A 21,636-nucleotide genomic window follows, 5' to 3' on the forward strand; every position below is an offset into this window, starting at 1 on the left:
CACAAGGTTTCGTCAGAAGCGGGGATCCTTGTGAGATTAGGGAGAGTCGATGAACGCTAAACTGCACACCATGCAGCGCACCGAACTCGCCCGCCTGATCGACCACACCCTGCTCAAGCCGGAGTCCACGTCAGCGGACGTGGCAGGCCTCGCCGCGGAGGCAGGTGAACTGGGCGTCTACGCGATCTGCGTGTCGCCGTCGCAGTTGCCGGTGGATGCGCCGTCGGGGGTGCACGTCGCGACGGTGGTCGGTTTCCCGTCCGGCGCGGTGAAACCCGATGTGAAGGCGACCGAGGCGGCCCGCGCGGTGGCGGACGGTGCCGACGAGGTGGACATGGTCATCAATCTGGCCCTGGTGAAGGAAGGCCGGTTCGATGAACTGACCAGGGAGATTGCAGTTGTCCGTGCCGCGGTTCCGGCGCCGGGGGTGCTCAAGGTGATCATCGAGTCTGCCGCGCTTGATGACGAGGAGATCGTCGCGGCCTGCCGCTGTGCGGAAGAGGCGGGCGCCGACTTCGTGAAGACCTCCACCGGATTCCACCCGGCCGGAGGGGCGTCGGTGGAGGCGGTACGGGTGATGCACGAAACCGTCGGCGGGCGTCTCGGCATCAAGGCGTCCGGTGGGATCCGTTCGCTCGAGGCAGCGGAGGCGATGGTCGCCGCCGGGGCCACGCGCCTGGGACTGTCGGCCTCGGCGGCGGTGCTGGACGAGGCAGGACTGTTCTGACCGGACCGGCGTGGTGGAGTTGTCGGTCTCCTCGGTGACGGCGCTGGACACCTCGAGTGCCCAGGTCAGTGAACGCATGGTTCCGTGACCTGTGCCCTCGGGCCGTGGCCGTTACTAAACCCATACTTCCTGGCAGGTCAGCCATATAATCGCCTACACTGTCCGGGTGCAACTACTCCGGCTCGTGGGCAGATACGCCCGACAGTATCCGGGGCTGCTGGTGGCAGTCCTCATCCTCCAGACCGTTTCCACCTTCGCAACGCTCTATCTTCCCCGACTCAACGCGGACATCATCGACAAGGGCGTGTCCCTCGGTGACATCGGCTACATCTGGTCGACCGGCGGCGTGATGATCGCCGTCGCGTTCGTCCAGGTCATCACCGCTGTCGCCGCGACATGGTGCGCCGCCCGCCTGGCGATGTCGGTGGGCCGTGACGTCCGCCGCGACGTGTACCGCAGCGTCGACCGGTTCAGCTCGCAGGACATGGGCACCTTCGGCGTACCGACGCTGATTACCAGGGGCACCAATGACGTGCAGCAGGTGCAGATGGTGTTCGTCATGTTCCTCAGCTTCATGGTGACCATGCCGATCATGTGCATCGGTGGCATCGTCATGGCGTTGCGGGAGGACGCCGGCCTGTCGTGGCTGGTGTGGGTGTCCGTGGCGGTGCTGCTGGTCATCGTCGGCGTGATGGTCGCCCGTCTGGTGCCGCTGTTCGGGTCGATGCAGGAGCGGATCGACGCGATCAACGGTGTGATGCGTGAACAGATCACCGGCATCCGCGTGATCCGTGCGTTCGTCCGGGAGAAGTTCGAGACGAAGCGTTTCGAGGACGCCAACCAGGCGGTTGCCTGGGTGTCTGAACGTGTCGGACGGGTGTTCGTGCTGATGGGGCCGGTGATCATGCTGGTGCTGCACGCCGCCACGGCGGCGGTGCTGTGGTTCGGCGGTCACCGGGTGGCGGACGGTGCGATCGAGGTCGGCTCCCTCACCGCGTTCATGCAGTACCTGCTGCAGATTCTCGTGGCGGTGATGATGGGTTCGTTCATGGCGATGATGCTGCCGCGCGCGATCGTGTGTGCCGGACGTATCCAGGACGTGCTCGGCCACGAGCCGTCCATCGTCGAGCCGGAGTCCGATCCGTCGGCGGAGACGGTGTCGCCGGACGGGGTGCGAGGCGAGTTGGAGTTCCGCGACGTGTCCTTCACCTACCCGGGTGCGGACGCCCCGGTGCTCACCGACATCAGTTTCACCGTGCGCCCCGGGGAGACCACCGCGGTGATCGGTGCGACGGGGTCGGGCAAGACCACGCTGGTCAACCTGATTCCGCGGCTGTTCGCGCCGACGTCGGGGGAGGTGGTCGTCGACGGTGTGCCGGTCGCGTCGATGCCGCGCAAGGACCTGGCCCGGTACGTCGGGTTGGTGCCGCAGAAGGCGTACCTGTTCTCCGGGACGGTGGCGTCCAACCTGCGTTTCGGACGCACCGACGCCACCGACGACGAGCTGTGGGAGGCGTTGCGCGTGGCCCAGGCTGACGGTTTCGTCCGCAGCCGTGGTGACGGGGAGGCCGCAGGGTTGGCCTCACCGATCGCGCAGGGAGGTACCGACGTGTCCGGCGGTCAGCGCCAACGGTTGTGCATCGCCCGCGCCCTGGTGGCGGCGCCGAAGGTGTATGTCTTCGACGACTCCTTCTCGGCACTGGACGTGCGCACCGATGCTGCGCTGCGCTCGGCGCTGTACCCGAAGACCCGGGATGCGGCCGTGGTGACGGTGGCCCAGCGGGTGTCGACGGTGCGTGACGCCGACCAGATCCTGGTGCTGGAGAAGGGGCGCATCGTCGCCCGGGGAACCCATGATGACCTGCTGGAGTCGAGTGCGACCTACCGGGAGATCGTCGAGTCGCAGATGGAGGCGCAGCGATGAGTGACACAGAGGTTGCTGACCGGGGTGCGGAGTCCGCACCGCGCTCGGCGAAGGCGTTCTGGCCGTCCGCGCTGCGGATGGTGGCGCTCATGGCGCCGCGCAAGATCGCACTGACATGGGTTTTCGTCCTGCTGGTGGTCTGTGTGGTGCTGACCGTCTACGCACCGAAGGTTCTCGGCGACGCGGTCGACGTGATCTACAACGGTGTGCTGTCGGTGTGGAACAACGAGCCGGGTGCCGGCATCGACTTCACCGAACTCGGGCGGTTGATCGGCATCGTGCTGGGGATGTACCTCGTCGCCGGGGTGTTCAACTGGGCGCAGGGGTACATCCTCAACAAGATCGTCGTCGCGGTGATCGTGGAGCTGCGTACCGACGTGGAGCGTAAGGTCCACCGCCTGCCGTTGAGTTTCTACGACTCCCGGCAGACCGGTGACCTGCTGTCGCGGACGACCAATGACGTCGACAACGTCCAGCAGGCACTGCAGCAGGCGCTCAGCCAGTTCGCCTACTCGGCGATGATGATCATCGGTGTGACGGTGATGATGTTCCGGGTGTCCTGGCAGCTGGCGATCATCGCCCTGCTGGCCCTGCCGTTGACCGCCATCGTGGTGGGTATCGTCGGTACCCGGGCTCAGAAGCAGTACGGTGCACAGTGGGCCGGGACCGGCAAGGTCAACGGCCATGTCGAGGAGTCCTTCACCGGCCACGACCTGGTTGTCGCCTACGGCCGTCAGGACGAGATGTCGGTGACCTACGATGAGCGGAACGAGGAGCTCTACCAGGCCAGTGCGAAGGCCCAGTTCCTGTCGGGCATGATGATGCCGCTGATGCAGTTCCTGAACTACCTCAGCTACGTGGTCATCGCCGTGTTCGGTGGCCTCCGGGTGGCTAACGGGCAGATGACCCTGGGTGCTGCGACAGCGTTCATCCAGTACTCCCGTGAGTTCAACCAGCCGCTCGGCGAGCTCGCCGGCATGATGACGATGGTCCAGTCCGGTGTCGCATCGGCCGAGCGGGTCTTCGAGCTCCTCGACGCCGAGGAGCAGGATCCTGATCCTGAGGCGACGGTCGAGCCAGCCACCGGTGTGCGTCGGGGTCGGGTCGAGTTCCGTGACGTCTCCTTCGGTTATTCACCGGAGACTCCGTTGATCGAGAACCTCGATCTGGAGGTGGATCCGGGGCAGACCATCGCGATCGTGGGCCCCACCGGCGCGGGCAAGACCACGATGGTGAACCTGATCATGCGGTTCTACGAGGTCACCTCGGGTGCGATCCTTGTTGACGGGGTGGACACCCGCACGATGAGCAGGGCCGAGCTGCGGTCGCGCACCGGCATGGTGCTGCAGGACGCGGTGCTGTTCGACGGCACGATCCTGGAGAACATCCGTTACGGGCGTCTGGACGCCACCGATGACGAGGTCAAGGCCGCGGCGAAGGCCGCGTACGTCGACCGGTTCGTCCATGCGTTGCCGGAGGGGTACGACACGGTCATCGACCAGGACGGCGGGTCGGTGTCCGCCGGTGAGCGCCAGCTGATCACGATTGCGCGTGCGTTCCTCGCGGAGCCGGAGATCCTGATCCTGGACGAGGCCACCTCGTCGGTGGACACCCGCACCGAGGTGCTGGTCCAGAAGGCGATGAATGCGATTCGTGCGCAGCGCACGTCCTTCGTGATCGCGCACCGGTTGTCGACGATCCGCGACGCCGACCGCATCCTGGTGATGGTCGACGGGTCGATCGTGGAACAGGGGTCGCACGACGAGTTGCTGGAGGCGGACGGCTCCTACGCCGAGCTGTACCGGAGCCAGTTCGCCGCCGGTGGGGCGGTGTAGGTCGTCACCTGCCCGTGACGTCGGTCTCCCAGTAGTGGAAGTCGACGATGTCCTCGGGCAAGGCAGCGACGACCCGCTCGTGCAGGCGCCGTCCTTCCTCTTCGTGGGCGCGGGCCATGTCGCCGGACGGCCAGCCGGTCTCCCAGCTGAAGTGGTCATTGAACTGACGCGCCCATCGGCGGATGTCCTGCGACAGTTCGTCCGGAAGACAGGGGAGAGGCGGGTCCTCCTCCGCGCACAGGTAGGGGTGCTCGCTCGTCGTGGCCCAGACGTTCCAGAACGGCCAGTCGACCGTGTACTCGTTCATCATCTTGAAATGCATCGCGGGCATCCTCCTGTCGTCAGATTCCGTGTGTAGCCGTACTTCAGCCCTACCGTGCTGCAGTGAGTGACACAATCCGGCACGTCGTGGCACGAAGACCCGGATTGTGTCACGCACACCAGGACTCCGGTAGCAGATGTGGCCGGGAGGGCTACGCTGAGACCCATGGCCTATGAGATCAGCGACTCCGTCACCGTCCACGCCGCCCCGTCGGAGGTCTTCGACCTCGTCAGTGACATCACGCGCACCGGCGAGTGGAGCGCCCAGTGCTACCGCGCGGAATGGGACGCGGACGACAGAGGCGACGGGGCGAGGTTCACCGGGCACAACCGCAGAGGGGAGCGGGAATGGTCGACGGTCTCCGAAGTTGTCTCCTCCCGTCCGGGACAGGAATTCACCTGGCGGGTCACCTCCAGTGGAACACGGTGGGGCTTCCGGATGGAGCCGGTGAACCGTCGGGAGGATGCCACGGTGCTCACGGAATTCACCGCCTTCACAGAGGAGGGTGAAGCGTACTTCCGGCAGAAGTTCGGTGATGACGCAGCTGCCCAGGAAGCGGACCGCCGCGACGCCGCCACCTACGGAATCACTGAGACCCTGCAGAACATCAAGGAGATCCTCGAGGGGTAACCACTTTCCACACCCTGTGAGTTGTCCCCAGGCTCCTGCGGCTTCCCGCGAGAACCCTCCGCTTCACGACGTGGAGCGCATAGTGTTTCGTGCGATCAGCGGAAGCGAGAGCTATCCAGAAAAGATGCAGGACAGGGTAGGGTATGGGTCATGACTCGAAAGAACCCCAGGAAGACGCGGCGTGGGCTGCTGACCGGAGTGGGCAGTCTTTTCGACCTGGAGGGCTCGACGACTTACCGGCGAATGCAGGAGATGATGCCACCGCCTCCACCACGCAGGAGCATCAACCAGATTCTGGTGGACGCGAGCATAGTCGCTTTCTCGGAGACCAACTCGCAGAGGAGCTCAGCGACAATCCCGTCCTCTTCACGCAGGTAACTGCTCATCTGCAGGAGAATCACCTACATCTACCATTGCTTAGTCCGGATCATGAGCGGATGGTGCGAATGCGGGCGGACACACCGGAGTTGTATGAGGTCTATGTTCAAGCGATTGCTTCACAACTTCACGCTGATGAGGTGGCACGGACGTTACCGTATATCGCGCCTCCCCGAGCCGTGTTCAGGGGGCAGGTCCTCGGCTTAATCGCAGTCGTGGCGGTGCTGTTCTTCGCGGGTTACCTGGCATATTTGAACCACCCCTGGACAGCTGGGCTTGTTGCAGGTGTTGACATTGTTGCCCTGGCCTCGGTGTTCGTCGCGAGGGGAAGGGACGGATAGTGCGCCAGCCTAGGCAGGGACGTGGCAACTGCGCCGGGGCCCTTGCGGCCGGTTGTTGCCGCTGCTAGGTTCTTAAGACATGCGGAAGTAGAACCCCTGAATCGTCCTGCGCCTGAGGCGTTGCCATCTGCCCGGCGGGACACACCTTTTCTCCACTCAGGGAGTTCCCCCATGTTTACGCCATCCCCCATGTCAACGGTGTCCCCGCTCTGCGTGGACGGCCTGTCCGTCCAGATCGCCGGAAACCGGGTCCTCACCGATGTCTCCTTCACTGTGTCGCCTGGTCAACGTGTCGGTCTGATCGGTGAGAACGGTTCGGGGAAGTCCACCGTGCTGCACGCGATCCACGGCTCCCTGCCGGTCGGCGCGACGACTGCAGGGACGGTGGATGTCGGGCAGTCGCGTGTCGGACTCCTGCACCAGCAGGCCCCGTTCCGGGACGACGAGAGCGTCCACGATGCCCTCGAGACCGCCGTCGCAGCGGAGAGGCAGGCCGCGGTCGATCTGGAGCTGGCGGCGGACCCCTACGATGCGGAGGCTTATACGGCTGCCCTCGACGTCGCCGAACGTCTCGACGTGTGGGAGACGGACGCGCGCATCTCGGCGACCCTCGCCGGCCTCGGCCTGGCCGCGGTACCGCAGGAGCGACGGACCGGGGAGTTGTCCGGTGGTCAGCGTGCCCGCCTGTCGTTGGCGTGGCTGCTGCTGAACCGTCCGGACATCCTACTGTTGGACGAACCGACGAACCACCTGGATGATGCCGCGACACAGTACCTTGCTGGCGTACTGAACACCTGGAAAGGTGCGGTGCTGTTCGCCAGCCACGACCGTGCGTTCCTCGACCGTGCGGCATCCTCGTTGATCGACCTGGATCCCGCGCCCTCGCAGGTCGGTGTGACCGGCGGGGTCACCCGGTACACCGGCAACTACACCGACTACCTGACGGCCCGGCAGGACGTCCGGGCACGGTGGGAGCGCCAGTACCGCGACGAGCAGGCCGAGCTGAAGCGACTGCGTGCCGGAGTGCGGGACAACCACCAGGTCGGGCACGTGAACTTCAAGCCGCGAACGGAAACACGCATGGCACAGAAGTTCTACGGCGACCGGAATGCGAAAGTTGTGTCACGACGGGTCAACGATTCTCGTTCGCGACTGGAGAAGCTGGAGGAGTCGCAGGTCCGCAAACCACCGGAGGAGCTGACCTTCACCGGGCTCACGGCGGCGGGTCGCAAGGACACCGAGGGGCAGACCGGGCCCGTTCTCGTTGCGTCGGAGGTGAGTGTCGCCGGTCGGCTGGGACGGATGTCCCTGACTGTCAACGGTGACGAGAAATTGCTGGTGACTGGTCCGAACGGCTCCGGTAAATCGACGTTGCTGGAGGTGCTGGCAGGAGTGCTGCCCCCGTCTTCCGGAACGGTGACCGTGGCCGGGGTGAGCGTGGGCCACCTGACACAGGAGGTGGAACTGCCGGATCCTGTCGGACGTGGCCCGGACAGGACGGTGGAGCGCACCTACCGTGACCTGCTCGGCGACGATCTCGCGGAGACGGTGCCGTTGTCGACGTTCGGATTGATCCATCCGAGGGATGAGTCCCGGGTGCTCGGAGAACTCAGCCTGGGGCAGCAGCGCCGCGTCGCGCTGGCAGTGCTCCTCGCCGCACCGCCGGACGTCCTGCTGCTGGACGAGCCCGACAATCACCTGTCGTTGTCACTGGTCACCGCTCTGGAGGAAGCGATCCCGACCTATCCCGGCGCTGTGGTCGTCGCCTCCCACGACGCGTGGCTACGGCGACGGTGGCGCGGCGAGCGGCTGGAGTTGTAGTTCAGCTGATCGGTGGGAAGTTCGGCTCAGGGACCCAGTCAGGGCGGGGTGTCCAGAATCTGGTGACGTGTTGAATCGCAACGAAGAAGTCGCCTCCGGCCTTGCCGCCGAAGCCGTACTCATCCTCGGTTTCTACGGTGATCTGGTAGTCGCCGACGGTGAGCTCGGACTGCGGGCCGAGAGCTTCAGCGTCAGAATCAGAGAACTTCTTCTGGAGCTGCGGATCCGCCAATGCGGCACTCGGAGTGAACATGTTGTCCCGGTACTCGAGGCCCGTTGTGGGTTCGTCGTCCTCAGACGTCATCGGTTCGTCGAGCGTGAGCAGGCAGGCGAAGTCGGAGCCGACCTCGTCGTTGAGCGCACCGTCGATGGAGCAGATCCCGCCGTCGGGAAGCGTGAACATGTAGCCGCCGTCGTCGACGGCATAGTGCTCCGGATCCTCCGTCGTGGGGTGAGCGGGCGGTTGCGAGGCGGCAGCGGCGGATTCCGAGGCGGGGGCTCCCCTCAACTCCGTCGGCGCGGCCGCGGACTCCGTCGACGGGGCGGCGTCCCCCTCGCCGCCGCACGCGCTCAGCACCAGTGCCGCACCGGTGGCCAGCGCCAGGCCAGTAGATTTCCTTCCGACTTTCACAGGGCACTCTCCAGTGTCGTGGAATCATGCAGAATATGTTTCCTCAGCAACACTACTCCAGATCGTAGGGCTACCCCTACCGCTAATAGACAGTGTCAGTGGATGGTGACTCGTGGCCAGGCACGATGAACTGTGAAGCATGAAGAAAACACTCTGCACAGCTCTCACCCTCGTCCCCTTAGTCGGCTCACTCGCCCTGGTGGGGTGCGGAACGTCCGAACACTCGGAGCAGGAATCATTCGCTTTCACCGGTTCAGAGCTGTGGGTAACCCACGGCAACAAGAACCAGCCCGTCAACGTCGTCGAATCGACGGATGCGCACGATGAAGTCACCGTCAACGTCAGCAGCCGGACGATGGGGCAGAAACCGGAGACCCCGGCATGGTCGCTGTCCGATGACGAGCTGACGCTGGACACCCCCTGCGGTGGGAGCGTCATCGGCTACTGCGAGGCCAACTGGTCAATCACCGTGCCGGACGGCGTCGAGGTCATGGTCGACGGTCAGCGGACCGCTCCCTGAAGGTAGGCGAGAACCGCCGCCACGCGGCGGTTACGACCGTCGTCCGGCGGAAGATCAAGTTTCATCAGGATATTGCCGATATGTTTGACCACTGCAGCGTCCGAGATGAACAGGCGCTGCGCGATCGAGGCGTTGGAGTGTCCTTCCGCCATCACACCGAGGACCTCACGCTCCCGGGGCGTCAGCCGCTCCAGGGGATCCTGTCGTCGATTGATCAACTGACTGATGACGGCCGGGTCGACGGCCGTACCCCCGGTCGCGACACGGCGCACGGTGTCGGCGAACTCCGCGACGTCACTGACCCGGTCCTTCAGGAGATACCCGATGCCGGCACCGCGACTGCCACCCAGGCCTCCTGCTCCGCGCGGGCCTCCGGGACTGTCCAGGAGTTCGGCGACGTAACTCTGTTCGATGTACTGACTCAACACGACGACCGGCAGACCCGGCTGTTCTTCGCGCAGCTGTACCGCCGCGGTGAGTCCTTCGCACCGGAAGTCCGGTGGCATACGGACATCCGTGATGACCACGTCAGGTGGACCCCGGTGGACGGCTCGGAGGAGCTCCTCGGCATCGCCCACTGCGTCGGTCACCGTGAACCCGTTGCGCTCCAGCAGAATCTGGAGTCCTTCCCGCAGCAGGGTGTTGTCTTCTGCGACAACGACCCGGTACAGCGCGGTGTCAGGCATGGTCTTCTCCCTCCGTGGTCACGGTGACGGTGATGAGTGTGGGGCCTCCCGGGGGCGAGTCGATGACGACGTCCCCGTCGAATGCGGCGGCTCGGTCGGCGATGCCGTCGAGCCCGCTGCCGCCACGGTGCCGCGCGCCGGCGCCACCCTTTCCGTTGTCCCGGACGCTGACCTGGATGTGGCCTGCATCCGGACGGAGGAGCCTGACGAGCACCCGGTCGGCACCACTGTGTTTGGCGACGTTGGCCAGCAGTTCTGCGGCACAGAAGTACAGGTTCGATTCCACGTCCGCCGACGGTCGCGGGCCGAGTTCCTCCTCGGTGGTGACCTCCAGTGTGAAGGCGTCCGCGAGCTCTCTGACCGCGGCACCGAGGCCGTGGTCGGTGAGTACCTGGGGGTGGATGTTCCTCACGAAACCTCTCATCGTCTCCAGCGTCCGGCCCGCCTGCTCCTTGGCGCGCAGCACATCCTCCCGCCCCGGTGTGTCGGGCGGCATCTCGTCCAAGGCGAGCCCGAGGGCCATGCTCACCGACATGAGTTCCGGCTGTACCCCGTCGTGGAGGTCCCGCTCGATACGTCGGCGTTCGACGTCGAAGGCGCGCACCAGCCGTGAGCGTGACCTGCTCGTGGTGGAGAGGTCACGGTGCAGACGTTGCTCGGGCCGGGTCAGGATCTGGACGGCGAAGGACGCGTGGGCGTGCGCGAGTCGTGGCGCAGCTGTGCCGAGCGCGAAGAACAACACCGCCGCGAGCGCGGCGGCCGTGAGTGACTGGGGGATCGTCGTCACCGTGAACGGCCCGATGACGGCCTGGTCGCCGGTCCCGACGATCAGCGGAGTCACCAGAGCTACGGCTGCGCCCACCACGAGTAATGAGACCAGGACAGCGACGGCACCACCAAGGGTGAGCATGACGGCGGTGTAGGCGAGCGGCCTGACCAGCGTCCGCGGTTCCGTGACCCGGGGTGCGGGGCCGTCGTCACCGGGGCGGTCCAGGAGTGCGTTGGCTCCCGTCCAGTCGGTGCGGGTGAGTACAAGGGCGACAACGGGCAACCCGCTTCCGAGGAACGCCAGGCCTGCCACGATGAGCAGCCCCGTCCCCGCCGCCGTCCCCGCCGCAGACCACTGTGAGCTCCACGCCGTATCCGCGAGACCGAACCCGAGAGGCACCAGCAGGACGCAGACAGCGGCCATCGCGACGAGGGTGCGCACGCAGACTGCGGCCGTGTAGAAGGAGGCGCGCCATCGTCCGGTCATGTTGTCATCGTATCGGCGGAGGTGAGGCGCCGGAGTAGGGCCAGCCCTACCATGAACCAGCTGTCACGCCCCACTGTGGTGACGCAGTCGGGCTGGTGGTCTGGTGTGCATGGACACATCCACTTCTCCCACTTCCCCCACGTCTCCCACTGCTTCGGCGGCCAACTCCGACACCGTGCTCAGCCTCCGGGACGTCACGCGGACCTACCGTGCCGGATCAACCACCCTGACCGCCCTCGACAGGGTCACGCTCAGCTGCCGGCGAGGCTCGTGGACGGCGGTGATGGGGCCGTCCGGCTCCGGAAAGTCCACCCTGCTGAACTGCGCGGCCGGACTCGACCGTCCGGACACGGGACAGGTCTCCCTCGACGGGCAGGACATTGCCACGCTCGGAGAGGACGCGCTGACCAGAATGCGGCGCACGGACGTCGGCTTCATCTTCCAGAGGTTCAACCTGGTGGCGGCGTTGACTGCGGAGCAGAATGTGTCGCTTCCGTTGCGGCTGGCGGGTGGCGCTCGTGCACGCACAGCGGGATCCGTGGCAGCAGAAACCCTGGAGGTTCTCGGGCTGGGAGACCATCTGCACCATAAACCGCGTGAGCTGTCCGGTGGACAGCAACAGCGGGTCGCCGTCGCCCGCGCACTCGCGACCCGTCCGAGGATCCTCTTCGCGGACGAGCCCACCGGTGCCTTGGACAGTGCGTCGGCACGGACGGTGCTTCAGCTGCTCCGGCAGCTGGTGGACCGCTACGCCCAGACGGTCATGATGGTCACGCATGACCCGCAGGCCGCCGCGCAGGCCGATCACGTCACCTTCCTCCGCGACGGCCGCATCGTCAGCACCCTGAGCGGTGCCGACGCCGGTCAGATCGCCGCCGCACTCGCAGATCTGGAGACGGGACGATGACCGGGCTCGCGGCACGGACATTCGCCGACCGGTGGCAGCTCTTCATCGGAACGGTGCTCGCGGTGACGATCGGTGTGGCGATCATCCACGCAGGGATGACGATCATTCTCGGGGTCGAGGGTGCAGCCGTCCCGGAGACCGTTCCTGCGGAGCAGGTGGAGGACTTTCACCAGGCCGCGGAAGGCGCGAGCACGCTGACCGGGATGACGGTCATGCTCGGCGCCTTCCTGACGGTCTTCGTCGTCGGCTCCACCGTGACCTTCGCCGTCGACCAGAGACGGGGAGACCTTGCCCTCCTGCGGCTCGGGGGAGTCACCGGCCGGCAGGTCCGACGACTCCTCCTGGTCGAGGCGCTGCTCACCGCCGTACCGGGTGCCGTCCTCGGTGCGGCCGTCGGGCTCGGGCTGACGGTGGTCCAGAGCAGGATCCTTTCCGGCCTGGGCACCTTCCCCGAGGGGCTGGAGACGCCCGTACGGCCGGCGGTACTGGTACTCGACCTCCTCGCCGCTGTCACCGTCTGTCTGGTCGGCGCATGGGGTGCCGCGCGCCGGGCGACACGGATCAGCCCGCTGGACGCCCTTCGCCGTAGTCCTGTTGACCAGCGGGTCATGACGCCCCGGCGATGGGTGGTCGCCGGCCTCGCTGTCGTGGTGACGGGTGTCCAGGTCGCTTTCTCCGTCGTTGTCGGTGGGGTGCTGATCCCGCTGCTCCTGGGGCTGGGAATCGTGGTGTCCGCATCCGTCGCCATGAGTCAGCTGGCTCCGCTGCTCGTCCCGGCGGTCGCGCGTGTACTTCTCCTGCTGCCGGGTGTGAAGGCTTCGGTGGTCGCGGGGCTCGCCGTGGCGAATCTCCGTGACGCCGTCCGCCGGACAGCGTCCTGTGCTGCCCCGATGATCGTGCTTGTCAGCCTCGTGATGGGCCTCCAGGGCATCCTGGACACGCAGACGGAGGCCGCAGAGACGGAGGCTTCCCGACTGCTCGACGCCGACCTCCTGGGTACCGTGCCCGGGGGCGAGGGCAGCCGAGACGTCGTCAATGAGGTGAGGGACGTTGACGGCGTGTCACTGGTCGCGCCGGAGACGGTGGTTCCCCTCAGAATCCAGTTGACCGACGGCGGTGTGACGTCGAATGGCCCCGGCACCGTCGTCGCCGTCGATCCGGACGCTTTCCGGGAAACCCACAGCCAGCACCCCGACACCGGTGACATCGCCGATTTCGGGCCCGACAGTGTGGTTCTCGGGCCGGGACTGGAAGGAATCGCCGTCCGTGGCCACCCGGACCAGATCACCGTCGATATCGCGGGCGAACCGATCGTCCTGAACGAGGCGGCCCGCATGGCGGAGACCCTGGCAGGGGAGGACGGCTTCTACATCGACCGCGCGTTGCTGTCGCTCACAGAACCAGAACTCCTGGACAGGGAGACGTCCCTGCTCATCCAGTTGGAGCAGGGAGCGGATGCTGGCGCGGTCACGACGGCGTTGGAGAATGCAGGGGTTTCCGGGGTGCAGGCGCCGACCGACATGGCCTCGGACGAAGGGAGTACGGCGGACAGTGAGAACCGGGCAGTGATGCTCGCGATCGTGGGGCTCGGCAGTATCTATGCTCTGATCAGCGTGTTGAGCACCCTCGCGATCTCGATCAGTCAGCGGCGACCGGAACTCGCGGCATTGAGACTCTCCGGATTCACCCGTGCGCAGGTTCAGGGCGTCACGGTGGTGGAGGCGTTGGCGGCGACGACGATCGGGCTCTTCCTGGGTGCGGTCGCTGCAGTGTTGTCGCTGGTCGGCCTGTGGGGTGCGACCGCCCGGATATACGGGACGCCCGTCATCGCGATCCCCTGGACACTGTTGGCGGGCATTACCGTGCTGGCCTTCGTCCTGACGACGGTTACCGCTGTGGTGGCGACGCGACGGGCGCTGGCGTCGCCTCCGGTGCAGGCGGTCGGTAACGACTGACGGACGGGTTTCACGGTTCGACCCCGGAGGTGTGACGCAGGCTACACTGTGGGTATGTCTGCATTCCAGGATCGCCCCAACACAGCGCTGCTGGTCATCGACCTGCAGAACCTTGTCGTCGACGGTGCGTTCCGCCGGGACGAGGTTGTCGGCGCTGTGAAGGGCCTGGTCGACAGGGCGCACGAGGGGAATGTCCCGGTCGTCTGGGTTCAGCACGAGGCCGAGCATCTCCCACCGAACACCCACGAGTGGGAATTCGTCCCCGAACTGCAGCAGCAGCAGCAGGAGGGGGACCGTCTGGTCCCGAAGACCTACGGGGATGCGTTTGAGGGGACGATCCTGGACGAGGTTCTGGAGGATTTCGGCGTCGGGCGCATCGTCGTCACCGGTGCGGAGACCGATGCCTGCATCCGCTCCACCATCCACGGCGGTTTCACCCGCGGCTATGACGTCACGCTTGTCGCGGACGCGCACACCGCCGGCGACAAGACGGAGTGGGGCGCGCCGCCGGTGGCGCAGGTCATCGAGCACACGAACCTCTACTGGCAGTTCCAGGGTGGCGTGGGGAAGACCGCCTCCGTCGAGACCGCCGACCAGGTGTCCTTCGCGACCGACTGATCTAGGCGCGGTGTCCGCCGGTCGACGCCACATGCATGACCTGCTCCAGGGGGCCGCGTCGGAAGAGACGTTTCCACACCATGCAGAACACCAGCGAGATGCCGAGGTAGCAGGCCAGCGGCAGCAGTGAGACGCCCGGTTCGTCGTGGACGTCGGGGAGCCAGTGGTTGATCGCGGCCGACGCCAGTGCCTGGCTGACGTACACGGTGAATGCGCACGATCCCAGCGCTGCCAGCGGGAATGTCCACCGCCCGAGGACATCACCGGCCCACAGGCACGCGGACACGAGAACGAGACTGATGCCAGTGTTGAGCAGCAGGTCCGGCGTGGAGCCCGAATGTGCGCCGTTGAGCAGAAGCTCGCCCGTGGAGGAGGTTGTTCCCATCGAGGCGCTGTACATCCGCCACGCCCCGAACACGCTGGTGTCCGTCGCGTCGGCGAGGTCGCGCAGCGGCATGCCCATGAACTGCATCATCAGGGGCTGGATATCGAAACAGGCGACCGCAACCCAGGTGACGACGCTGGAGACCACCGCGGCGACGACCCCGACGACCAGCCACAGGACGCGCTTCAGGCCGTCCACGCCGACCGTCATCACTCCCATGCCGAGCACGATCACCGGTAGCCAGGTCAGTGTGGGATACATACCGTCGAGCAGCAGGGCCCGCAGCGCCACGCCCGCACCTTCCAGTGAGGTGAAATGGCCCAGGCGGGGGACCACGGCGAGTTCGTCCCCGGTCATGGGGAAGACGTCGCGACGTAGCCAGTAGGACAGTTGCGGCAGGATGAACATGCCCGCGGTGCCGAGGGCGAGCAGGGTCGGTCCGCTCAGGGAGACCAGCGCGGTACACAGCAGGAAGGACGCACCGAGCGTCGCCAGGACGATGATCATGTCCGGTCCGGCGGAGGCGAGCAGGATGCCGATGACCAGGAGGATCAGGCCGCGGACGGCGATGCGTCGACGGATTCCGGAGGTCGGCACCCCGGTCGCGAGACCATGGCTGGTCATCAGGGCCATGGACATGCCGGAGAGGAAGGCGAAGAGGATTGACGGCCACCCCATCACCCAGGGTGCCCAGGACGCGGGGCCGAAGTGGTCGGCGGTCATGCCGATGATGGCGACAGCTCGGGCGACGTCCAGACCGATGATGCGGTTCTTCCGTGTGTTCGTGGTGGTCACGGATTCCGAGAATGCCATCTGTGGTGGTGGCGGTCGTCAGCCCCGGGTATGATTCCGGGCCGGCCCCGGTACCCTGAACCCCATGAGTGACAAGCGGGAGGCCCCGAGCAGCAACTGGTTCACCGGCGGTGCGGAGTATGCGACGTTCCGTCCGTCCTATCCCACACAGGTGTCCGGGTTCCTCGCGGACCACACCTCCGCGACGGGTGTGGCAGTGGACGTCGGCTGTGGGACGGGGCAGCTCTCGACACAGTTGGCCGACTACTTCGACCGTGTCCTGGCCTTCGACCCGAGTGAGTCGCAGATCGCTGCGGCGTCAGACCATCCGAATGTCACCTATGAGGTGGCTTCAGCGGAGGCGCTGCCGGTGCCGGATTCGTCGGCCGACCTGGTCACCGCAGCGCAGGCGGCGCACTGGTTCGCGTTGCCGGACTTCTATGCCGAAGCCCGGCGTATCGGGCGCCCTGGCGCGCTGATCGCCTGGTGAGTTACGGGATCCTCCGGATCTCCGACCAGGACGTCCAGGAACGTTTCGGACGATTCTATTACGACGAGATCGGCCCGTACTGGGATCCGGAGCGCCGGTACGTCGACGACGGGTACCGGACGATGCCGTTTCCGTTCGAGGAACTGGAGGCACCGGAGCTCAGCATTGACGCCGACCTGGACCGTGAGGCGTTCCTGGGGTACATCGGGACGTGGTCGGCTGTGCGGAAGGCGGAGCGCCAGGGAAGGTCGGACCTGTTCCAGGGCTTCTCGTCGGACATTGTGGACATCTGGGGTGACAACGGACGCCCGCGTCAGGTCTCCTGGCCGGTGGCGGTGCGTGTCGGACGACTCTGACGAGGGTGAGTGCTGCGTCACAAAGAGGTTGACACGTCAACCATCGACTATATGGTTGACACGTCAACTACTCTCCCCTGGAAAGGCCGCGAGGTTCCGCTATGTCCACGACCGTCAGTAACGTCAGTAACGTCGTCATTCTTCTTGCCCGTATCGCCCTGGGCGTCACGCTCTTCGCCCACGGATGGCAGAAGTTCTTCACCAACGGAATCGACGCCACAGCTCAGGGGTTCGACTCCATGGGCGTTCCCCTCGCCACCGCGTCGGCGATCTTCGCCGCCGTCGTCGAACTGGTCGGTGGTGCCCTCTTGATTATCGGCCTGCTGACCCCACTGGTCGCGGTGCTGGTCGTCGTCGACATGGCAGGGGCCTTCTGGTTCGCACACCGGGCCGCCGGAACGATCTTCGTCGGCGAGGGCGGTTACGAACTGGTCCTGGTCCTGGCTGCGGGAGCGGCCCTCGTCGGGGCCGTCGCCGGTGGGCGGTACGGTGTGGACGGGCTGCTGCGCCGGCGGCGGGGCAACCTCGCACGCTGAGTATCGTGATCGGCACAACACTATGAATAAATAGTGGTCGTCATCACGGAGGAAAAGGGTTACGTTAGTCGGTGGCACCACGAGCGCTGAGCGCGCCAACGGCACCGACCGGTACACGCCGGAACAGGCCGGCACCGACGAACCCTGCATGGGAGGCACCACACCATGACCACCACAGCAACCGCCAGCAACGCCTACGCCGCCCCGGGAACCGAAGGTTCCCTCGTATCCTTCAAACCCCGCTACGAGAACTTCATCGGTGGGCAGTGGGTGCCCCCGGTGGGCGGACAGTACATCGAGAACATCAGCCCGGTGGACGGCAAGGTCTTCACCGAGGTCGCCCGCTCACAGGCCGAAGACATCGACAAGGCCGTCGACGCCGCGCACGCCGCAGCTCCCGCCTGGGGTAGGACCAGCGTCCAGGAACGCTCGCGGGTCCTGCTGAAGATCGCCGACGTGCTCGAGGAGAACCTCGAGATGCTCGCCGTCGCCGAGACCTGGGACAACGGTAAATCGGTGCGCGAGACCCTCGCGGCAGACATGCCCCTGGCCGTCGACCATTTCCGCTACTACGCCGGAGCGCTGCGTGCCCAGGAGGGCACACTGTCGCAGATCGACGAGAACACCGTCGCCTACCACTTCCACGAGCCGCTGGGCGTGGTCGGCCAGATCATCCCGTGGAACTTCCCGATCCTCATGGCCGCGTGGAAGATCTGCCCGGCCCTCGCCGCCGGCAACGCCATCGTGCTCAAGCCCGCCGAACAGACGCCTGCATCGATCCTGCTGGTCGCCGAACTCATCGCTGACCTGCTGCCCGACGGCGTGCTCAACATCGTCAACGGTCTCGGTGAGGAAGCCGGCGCCGCGCTGACCGCCAATGACCGGATCGCCAAGATCGCCTTCACCGGCTCCACCGAGGTCGGCAAGATCATCAACAAGTCGGTGGCGGACAAGCTCATCCCGGTCACCCTGGAGCTCGGCGGCAAGTCCCCGAACGTCTTCTTCGGCGACATCATGGACGCCGACGACTCTTTCCGGGAGAAGACCCTGGAGGGACTGGCGATGTTCGCCCTGAACCAGGGCGAGGTGTGCACCTGTCCGTCGCGTGCGCTGATCCAGGAGGACATCGCCGACGAGTTTCTCGATCTCGCTGTCGAGCGGGTCCGCTCCATCAAGGCCGGAAACCCGCTGGACCCGGCGACGATGATCGGTGCCCAGGCGTCCCTGGAGCAGATGGACAAGATCACCGGCTACCTCAAGTCCGGCCCTGAAGAGGGCGCCGAGGTGCTCATCGGTGGCGGGGTCCGCACCGTCGACGGCCTGGAGAACGGTCTGTACGTTGAACCGACGATCCTCAAGGGCAACAACGCCATGCGGTGTTTCCAGGAGGAGATCTTCGGTCCGGTGCTGGCCGTGACCACGTTCAAGGACTTCGACGAGGCCATCCAGATCGCCAACGACACCGACTACGGTCTCGGTGCCGGTGTGTGGGCCCGCGACGGCCGCACCGCCTACCGTGCCGGGCGCGCCATCGAGTCCGGCCGGGTGTGGGTGAACAACTACCACTCCTACCCGGCGCATGCGGCGTTCGGCGGCTACAAGAAGTCCGGCATCGGACGGGAGACCCACCTGATGATGCTGGACCACTACCAGCAGACGAAGAACCTGCTGTGGTCCTACGACGAGAACCCCAACGGCTTGTTCTGATCCGTTCCGGTCATGGCGCGTACCCTTGTGGGCGGACGAGTAATCGACCCCACAGGAGGTACCACCCATGTCTGACCCGAAGAAGCTCACCGGACGCACGGTCGTCGTCCTGGCGACGGACGGCTTCGAAGACTCTGAACTGACCTCCCCGCGTGACGCGGTGTCCGACGCGGGCGCCACCGTCGTCATCGCCACGCCCGGTGGTGAGACGATCACCGGAAAGAACGGCACCGACGTCCCCGCTGACGCCAGGACCGCAGACATCGAGGCCGCGACGGTCGACGCCATTCTGTTGCCGGGTGGGACGTCGAATGCGGACGCACTGCGGCTCGACGCGGACGCGGTGTCACTGGTGCGCAAGGTCGTCACCGGGGGCAAGCCGGTCGGCGTGATCTGCCACGGCGGCTGGATCCTCACCGACGCCGACGTGCTGAAGGGCAGGACGTTGACCTCCTTCCCGAGCCTGAAAACCGACCTGATCAACGCAGGTGCCACCTGGGTCGACGAAGAGGCGCACACCTGTGAGGGAACCGGGGGCGCCGGCACCATCGTCTCGTCCCGTACCCCGGATGACCTGCCGGCGTTCAACGACGCCGTGGTCGCGGCGTTCGCCACCTCCTGACAGCCGGGGCCGTTCCGCGGTCCTTCCCGAATTCTCCTTTTCCGGGGCTACACACCCGCGGCTGGCGTCGCTAGGATCGGGGAATGAGTGGAATGCGACGCAGCAGACGCAGTACGTGGAATCCGGTCCTCGCCCTCGGTGCCTCGGCCGCACTTCTCCTGGCGGGATGCCAGATGCCGGAGGACGACGCCGGTGGGGGCGGAGAATCGGCCACCGGCGCAGCAGGGGGCACAGGTTCCACGGGTGCTGCCGAGCCCTCACCTACCTCCGCTGTACCGGCGACGCCGGACACCTGCGAAGAAGCAGAATCTGCGTCCGGGGACACCGGTGGCGGGACCACGACGGAACCGACCACATCGTCCGCAACGGCGTCCGCAGACGCGGAACGTGACATCTCCACCAACCCGGAGATCGCCACAGGATTCCGTGAGGGCATGACTCCGGTCCAGACCGACAACTTCTCCGTGGTCACCGCCAACCCCCTCGCCACAGAGGCAGCGTGCGAGGTGCTGCGTGACGGTGGTGACGCGGCGGACGCACTGGTCACAGCCCAGTTCGTCCTCGGACTCGTCGAGCCCCAGGCTTCTGGTGTCGGTGGTGGCGGCTACATTCTCTACAACGACGCCGAGTCGGGGGACCTGACCGCCATCGACGGGCGTGAAACCGCGCCCATCGCCGCCACCGGTACCTACCTCAGTCAGGTGTCCCGGGAGGACACCAGCTCCCCCACTCCGGATGCCCGACGGTCCGGACGGTCCATCGGAGTCCCCGGTGTTGTCGCCGCACTCGGCGAGCTGCATGAGAAACACGGCTCTGTCGACTGGGCCGGCCTGCTGGCACCGGCAGAAAGCATGGCCACTGACGGCTTCCGGATCAGCGAGAGGCTTTCATCGTCCATCGCGGACTCCGCCGAGGACCTCGCTCGAGACAAGGACGCCAGGGCCTACTTCCTGGACAACGGCGGGGACGCCAAGAAAGCAGGGGACCTGCTGAAGAACCCCGAGTACGCCGCCACCCTCTCGACCCTCGCCGACGGTGGCGCCGACGCTCTCTACACCGGCGATCTCGCCCGCCGTATCGTCGAACGCGTCAACAGCCGTGAGGGCGGGACCACGCCCGGCAGAATGAGTACCGCCGATCTCGCCGCCTATTCACCGGAGACCCACGACGCCGTGTGCGGCCCCTACCGTGACACGGTCGTCTGCGGGATGCCGCCGTCGAGCTCGGGAGGGATCACCGTCCTCAGCGCCCTGGGGATCCTCGAGAACGCCGACCTGGGGCAGTACACGCCGTCAGACGTCACCGCTGACGGCGCGGTCCCCGACGCCGAGGCGGTCCACCTCGTCAGCGAGGCAGAACGGCTGGCCTACGCCGACCGTGACGCCTATGTCGCAGACACCGCGTTCACACCGCTGCCCGGTGACTCACCGGATGCCCTCCTCGACGAGGATTACCTGCGTAGCCGGTACGAGAGCATCGACCCGGAGACCTCGATGGGCGAGGCCGACCCGGGGGAACTCGAGATGTCTGCCGCCCGGGGCGCGGACCAGCCCGAACACGGCACCAGCCACATCAGCGTCATCGACGGTGACGGCAATGCCGCATCGATGACCACCAGCGTGGAAGCAGCGTTCGGCTCATTCCACATGGTCGGTGGGTTCTTGCTGAACAACCAGCTCACGGACTTCTCCGAGGACGCCGTCGACGAGGACGGCAACCCTGTGGCCAACCGGGTGGAGGGGGCCAAACGGCCCCGGTCCTCGATGGCGCCGATGATCATCTTCGACCGCAAGGACGGCAGTGACGGTACCGACGGCAGCCGTGGTGACGTCCGGATGGTGCTCGGCTCCCCGGGAGGCGCCGTCATCCCCCAGTTCGTGGTCAAGACGATCGTCGCCCTCGTCGACTGGGAAATGGACCCACAGCAGGCCGTGGGGTCTCCCAACTTCGGTGCACGCAATACCGCAGAGACCGGTGTCGGCGGTGAGAACCCGCTGATCGGGGGCGGTGGGGAAGCCGTCGACCGGCTCACCTCCGGACTGGAGGACCGCGGTCACGACGTCAGCACCGAGGACCAGTCCAGTGGATTGTCCGCCATCGTCCGTCAGGACGACGGCACCCTCGTCGGCGGTGCGGACCCGCGCCGTGAGGGAGTCGTCTTGGGCGGCTGAGTGGAGCGGCTGAGTGCACCGGTCAGA

At 66.1% G+C, this 21,636-nt stretch carries 21 protein-coding genes; 15 read left to right on the forward strand and 6 right to left on the reverse strand.

Annotated elements, in window-relative coordinates; translation table 11 throughout:
• The first annotated feature begins 70 nt into the window (after positions 1-70).
• The 3 genes from deoC to BJF89_RS17120 all read left to right on the forward strand — a co-directional run bounded on the left by deoC (position 71) and on the right by BJF89_RS17120 (position 4,486).
• Positions 71-727: a deoxyribose-phosphate aldolase gene (deoC, locus tag BJF89_RS17110; RefSeq protein ID WP_369803763.1), complete on the forward strand. Its 657-nt coding sequence runs from the start codon at positions 71-73 to the stop codon at positions 725-727.
• 166 nt (positions 728-893) lie between these two features.
• On the forward strand, positions 894-2,651 hold the full coding sequence (locus BJF89_RS17115) for an ABC transporter ATP-binding protein (protein ID WP_075816257.1): 1,758 nt from the start codon (positions 894-896) through the stop codon (positions 2,649-2,651).
• A complete protein-coding gene (locus BJF89_RS17120) occupies positions 2,648-4,486 on the forward strand; it encodes an ABC transporter ATP-binding protein (protein WP_075816258.1) in 1,839 nt (612 codons plus the stop codon). Before BJF89_RS17115 ends, BJF89_RS17120 begins: the two co-directional genes overlap by 4 nt.
• A gap of 4 nt (positions 4,487-4,490) precedes the next feature.
• Here the strand turns inward: BJF89_RS17120 and BJF89_RS17125 are convergent, their stop codons facing one another.
• The gene (locus BJF89_RS17125; RefSeq protein WP_075816259.1) at positions 4,491-4,808 is read right to left on the reverse strand and encodes a hypothetical protein; all 318 of its coding nucleotides are present in this window, start codon (positions 4,806-4,808) and stop codon (positions 4,491-4,493) included.
• 165 nt (positions 4,809-4,973) lie between these two features.
• On the opposite strand from BJF89_RS17125, the gene BJF89_RS17130 reads away from it, so the two are divergent.
• Positions 4,974-5,438 carry an SRPBCC family protein gene (locus BJF89_RS17130; RefSeq protein WP_075816260.1) on the forward strand — a complete coding sequence of 155 codons (465 nt, stop codon included), beginning with the start codon at positions 4,974-4,976 and terminating at the stop codon, positions 5,436-5,438.
• A 233-nt stretch (positions 5,439-5,671) separates the two neighbouring features.
• Here BJF89_RS17130 and BJF89_RS18960 read toward each other — a convergent pair whose 3' ends face one another.
• Positions 5,672-5,824 carry a hypothetical protein gene (locus BJF89_RS18960; protein ID WP_158026095.1) on the reverse strand — a complete coding sequence of 51 codons (153 nt, stop codon included), beginning with the start codon at positions 5,822-5,824 and terminating at the stop codon, positions 5,672-5,674.
• A gap of 522 nt (positions 5,825-6,346) precedes the next feature.
• On the opposite strand from BJF89_RS18960, the gene BJF89_RS17140 reads away from it, so the two are divergent.
• Positions 6,347-7,978, forward strand: a complete 1,632-nt coding sequence (locus BJF89_RS17140) for an ABC-F family ATP-binding cassette domain-containing protein (RefSeq protein WP_158026096.1) — start codon at positions 6,347-6,349, stop codon at positions 7,976-7,978.
• A gap of 1 nt (position 7,979) precedes the next feature.
• Here the strand turns inward: BJF89_RS17140 and BJF89_RS17145 are convergent, their stop codons facing one another.
• Positions 7,980-8,609 carry a hypothetical protein gene (locus tag BJF89_RS17145; RefSeq protein ID WP_075816263.1) on the reverse strand — a complete coding sequence of 210 codons (630 nt, stop codon included), beginning with the start codon at positions 8,607-8,609 and terminating at the stop codon, positions 7,980-7,982.
• A gap of 139 nt (positions 8,610-8,748) precedes the next feature.
• On the opposite strand from BJF89_RS17145, the gene BJF89_RS17150 reads away from it, so the two are divergent.
• Positions 8,749-9,129 carry a hypothetical protein gene (locus BJF89_RS17150; RefSeq protein ID WP_075816264.1) on the forward strand — a complete coding sequence of 127 codons (381 nt, stop codon included), beginning with the start codon at positions 8,749-8,751 and terminating at the stop codon, positions 9,127-9,129.
• Here the strand turns inward: BJF89_RS17150 and BJF89_RS17155 are convergent.
• Positions 9,111-9,815: a response regulator transcription factor gene (locus tag BJF89_RS17155; protein WP_075816265.1), complete on the reverse strand. Its 705-nt coding sequence runs from the start codon at positions 9,813-9,815 to the stop codon at positions 9,111-9,113. The genes BJF89_RS17150 and BJF89_RS17155 overlap by 19 nt on opposite strands.
• Positions 9,808-11,070, reverse strand: coding sequence for a sensor histidine kinase (locus BJF89_RS17160; RefSeq protein WP_075816266.1), 1,263 nt, complete (start codon positions 11,068-11,070; stop codon positions 9,808-9,810). Before BJF89_RS17160 ends, BJF89_RS17155 begins: the two co-directional genes overlap by 8 nt.
• A gap of 109 nt (positions 11,071-11,179) precedes the next feature.
• Here BJF89_RS17160 and BJF89_RS17165 point away from each other — a divergent pair, with 109 nt between their 5' ends.
• Genes BJF89_RS17165 through BJF89_RS17175 form a run of 3 tightly spaced genes read left to right on the forward strand, consistent with a single transcriptional unit; the run spans position 11,180 to position 14,550 of the window.
• The gene (locus BJF89_RS17165; protein ID WP_075816267.1) at positions 11,180-11,977 is read left to right on the forward strand and encodes an ABC transporter ATP-binding protein; all 798 of its coding nucleotides are present in this window, start codon (positions 11,180-11,182) and stop codon (positions 11,975-11,977) included.
• A complete protein-coding gene (locus BJF89_RS17170; protein WP_075816268.1) occupies positions 11,974-13,932 on the forward strand; it encodes an FtsX-like permease family protein in 1,959 nt (652 codons plus the stop codon). Before BJF89_RS17165 ends, BJF89_RS17170 begins: the two co-directional genes overlap by 4 nt.
• A 54-nt stretch (positions 13,933-13,986) precedes the next feature.
• Positions 13,987-14,550, forward strand: a complete 564-nt coding sequence (locus BJF89_RS17175; RefSeq protein WP_075816269.1) for a cysteine hydrolase family protein — start codon at positions 13,987-13,989, stop codon at positions 14,548-14,550.
• A gap of 1 nt (position 14,551) precedes the next feature.
• Here the strand turns inward: BJF89_RS17175 and BJF89_RS17180 are convergent, their stop codons facing one another.
• The gene (locus BJF89_RS17180) at positions 14,552-15,730 is read right to left on the reverse strand and encodes a DUF418 domain-containing protein (protein ID WP_158026097.1); all 1,179 of its coding nucleotides are present in this window, start codon (positions 15,728-15,730) and stop codon (positions 14,552-14,554) included.
• An 82-nt stretch (positions 15,731-15,812) separates the two neighbouring features.
• On the opposite strand from BJF89_RS17180, the gene BJF89_RS19820 reads away from it, so the two are divergent.
• The 6 genes from BJF89_RS19820 to ggt all read left to right on the forward strand — a co-directional run bounded on the left by BJF89_RS19820 (position 15,813) and on the right by ggt (position 21,609).
• Positions 15,813-16,217 (forward strand): class I SAM-dependent methyltransferase, encoded by a 405-nt coding sequence (locus tag BJF89_RS19820; protein WP_255372721.1) that lies wholly within the window; start codon positions 15,813-15,815, stop codon positions 16,215-16,217.
• Positions 16,214-16,573 (forward strand): hypothetical protein, encoded by a 360-nt coding sequence (locus BJF89_RS19825; protein ID WP_255372722.1) that lies wholly within the window; start codon positions 16,214-16,216, stop codon positions 16,571-16,573. Before BJF89_RS19820 ends, BJF89_RS19825 begins: the two co-directional genes overlap by 4 nt.
• Positions 16,574-16,674: 101 nt before the next feature.
• Entirely contained in the window at positions 16,675-17,109 is a 435-nt protein-coding gene (locus tag BJF89_RS17190; RefSeq protein WP_083651050.1) for a DoxX family protein, read from the forward strand.
• Positions 17,110-17,274: 165 nt separating this feature from the next.
• Complete coding sequence (locus tag BJF89_RS17195) at positions 17,275-18,816, forward strand: aldehyde dehydrogenase family protein (RefSeq protein WP_075816271.1); 1,542 nt, start codon at positions 17,275-17,277, stop codon at positions 18,814-18,816.
• A gap of 67 nt (positions 18,817-18,883) precedes the next feature.
• The gene (locus tag BJF89_RS17200) at positions 18,884-19,438 is read left to right on the forward strand and encodes a type 1 glutamine amidotransferase domain-containing protein (RefSeq protein ID WP_075816272.1); all 555 of its coding nucleotides are present in this window, start codon (positions 18,884-18,886) and stop codon (positions 19,436-19,438) included.
• 83 nt (positions 19,439-19,521) lie between these two features.
• The gene (ggt, locus tag BJF89_RS17205; RefSeq protein ID WP_255372723.1) at positions 19,522-21,609 is read left to right on the forward strand and encodes a gamma-glutamyltransferase; all 2,088 of its coding nucleotides are present in this window, start codon (positions 19,522-19,524) and stop codon (positions 21,607-21,609) included.
• The last annotated feature ends 27 nt before the right edge of the window (positions 21,610-21,636 follow it).

The sequence above is a fragment of the Corynebacterium sp. CNJ-954 genome, from assembly GCF_001942345.1.
Lineage (GTDB): Bacteria > Actinomycetota > Actinomycetes > Mycobacteriales > Mycobacteriaceae > Corynebacterium.